This is a genomic window from Actinosynnema sp. (assembly GCF_052038725.1).
In genome coordinates this window covers 1-2,179 of record NZ_JBQGCX010001427.1, presented here as the reverse complement: position 1 = coordinate 2,179, position 2,179 = coordinate 1, and the positions used below count along the sequence as shown (strand labels likewise).

Below are 2,179 nucleotides of genomic sequence, written 5' to 3'. Positions count from 1 at the left end.
GATGACGGCCAGCGCCTCCACCACCTCGGCCCCGCCCGCCACACCGACCCCCGAGCCGGAAGAGCTGCTCAAGAAGCTCTACGACCCCCACCAGCGCCGCCTGAAGGCCGAGCTGTGGCTCGACCGCGAGCGCCGCGGCTCGCTCACCGACCGCCTGCGCTGACCGCCCGCGCTGACCGCGCAACCCGACCCACCCGAACCGTGAACCACCAGCGTGAACCGCGCGAGAGCGCCCGACCGAGGGAGTGGCTGTGGCCGAACTGGATGAGGCGGTGGCGGTCTGCTTCGTCGTGCGCATCGACGACGAGAGCCTCGGATCGTTCACCAGTTGCGACGGCCTGAGCGTCGAGTTCTCGATGGAGCAGCACGAGGAGGGCGGCAACAACGGGATGGTGTGGCAGCTGCCCACCCGCGTCAAGTACTCCAACGTCAAGCTCTCCCGCCCGGTCACCAAGGACAGCGCCAAGATCCTCAAGTGGATCTCCGGCATGGCGGGCGGGATCAAGCGCAAGACCGCCGTCATCGAGGCCCGCACCCTCGAGGGCTCCGTCATCACCGGCTGGTCCCTCACCGGCGTCGTCCCGGTGCGCTGGAGCGGCCCGCAGCTCTCGCTCGACTCGCCCAAGGTCGCGGTCGAGACGCTGGAGCTGGCCCACCACGGCTTCCTCAGCTCGGTGCGGTGACCCGGTGGCCTCCCCGATCACCTTCACCTCCGCCGGGACCGGCGCGGCCAGCGGCTACGGCGCCCCCGGCAACCTGCAGAAGGCCGTGCTGAGCGTGCACAAGCCGCCGAAGGCCGGTGGCGCCGCCAAGCCCGGCGAGCTGATGCACGACATCACCTTCCAGTTCAACCCGCGCGAGCTGTCGCTGACCAAGTCGACCAAGTGGGAGCGCGACCTCCAGCCCAACCACAAGAAGTCCGGCACCCCCGAGTACAAGGGCGCCGAGCCGGTGAAGCTGTCCCTGGAGGTGTTCCTGGACTCCACCGAGCACATGGACGACGGCGTGGTGCGCAAGGTGGAGCAGCTGTTCGCCTGCTGCGTGCCGACCGAGGACAGCCGCCAGCAGGGCAAGGGCTCCCCGCCGTGGGTGGTGTTCAAGTGGGGCGGCATGACCGGGTTCCCGGCGTTCGTCGCGAGCGTCGCCGCCAAGTACACCCTGTTCACCCCGGCGGGCGTGCCGGTGCGCGCGGTGTGCACGGTCTCCCTCGAGGAGATCTCCGGCGAGCTGGGCGGGCAGAACCCCACCTCCGGAGCGCTCGCCGCCCGCGACTCGCACGTGCTCGTCGCGGGCGACACCCTCCAGTCGCTGGCGTACCGGGCCTACGGCGACCCCAACCTGTGGCGCGAGATCGCCGAGGCCAACGGCATCGACGACCCGATGCGGCTGCGCCCCGGCTCCCGGCTGCTGCTGCCCGCCCTCGAGGAGGTCCGCGGTGGCTGAGAGCTTCGCGAACTCGCTGGTGGTCGAGGTCGAGGGCGCCCCGCTGCCCGCCGACGTCAAGTCCTGGCTCACCACCGCCTACGTCGACACCAGCCGCAACCTGCCCGACGTGTTCGTGCTGCGCTTCCGCGACCCCGGCCACGTGGTGCTGGGCAAGGGGAAGCTCACCGTCGGCGCCAAGGTCGTGCTGAAGGTCCAGACCAGCGAGCCGGGCGCGCCCGAGCAGCTGATGGCGGGCGAGGTGACCGCGCTCGGCGTCGAGCTGGACGCGGGCGGCACGTTCACCGAGGTGCGCGGCTACGCCGTCACGCACCGGCTGTTCCGGGGCCGCAGGGTCGCCGCCTACCCCGGCATGACCGTGGGCGACGTGGTGCGCAAGGTGGTGCGGCGCGCGAGCCTCGCGCCCGGCCGGATCGACTCCGTTCCAGGGTTCGGCGGCAGGGCCGAGACGCAGATCAGCCAGGAGGGCGTCAGCGACTGGGAGTTCCTCTCCCGCCTGGCCGCCGACGTCGGCGCGCAGATCGGCGTCACCGACGGCGAGGTCGACTTCCGGCTGCCCGAGAAGCCCAGCTCCGCGCCGGGCAGCGGCGCGAAGTCGACCACGAACCCGTTCGCGCTGGAGAGGCACCGCTCGCTGCTGTCGCGGCGCGCGTCCGTCACCTCGGCCGAGCAGGTGCCGGAGGTCGTGGTGGGCGGCTGGAACCCGGAGGCCAAGGAGGAGGTCACCGCGACCGCC

3 protein-coding genes are annotated in these 2,179 nt (G+C 71.8%); all 3 read left to right on the top strand.

The features are described 5' to 3' along the window. Positions 1-251 precede the first annotated feature (251 nt). Positions 252-683, top strand: a complete 432-nt coding sequence (locus ACTUAL_RS30190; protein ID WP_440902616.1) for a phage tail protein — start codon at positions 252-254, stop codon at positions 681-683. 4 nt (positions 684-687) lie between these two features. Next, positions 688-1,443: a CIS tube protein gene (locus ACTUAL_RS30185; protein ID WP_096496236.1), complete on the top strand. Its 756-nt coding sequence runs from the start codon at positions 688-690 to the stop codon at positions 1,441-1,443. Further along, a partial coding sequence (locus ACTUAL_RS30180) for a VgrG-related protein (protein ID WP_440902615.1) occupies positions 1,436-2,179 on the top strand: 744 nt, incomplete at its 3' end. The genes ACTUAL_RS30185 and ACTUAL_RS30180, both read left to right, overlap by 8 nt.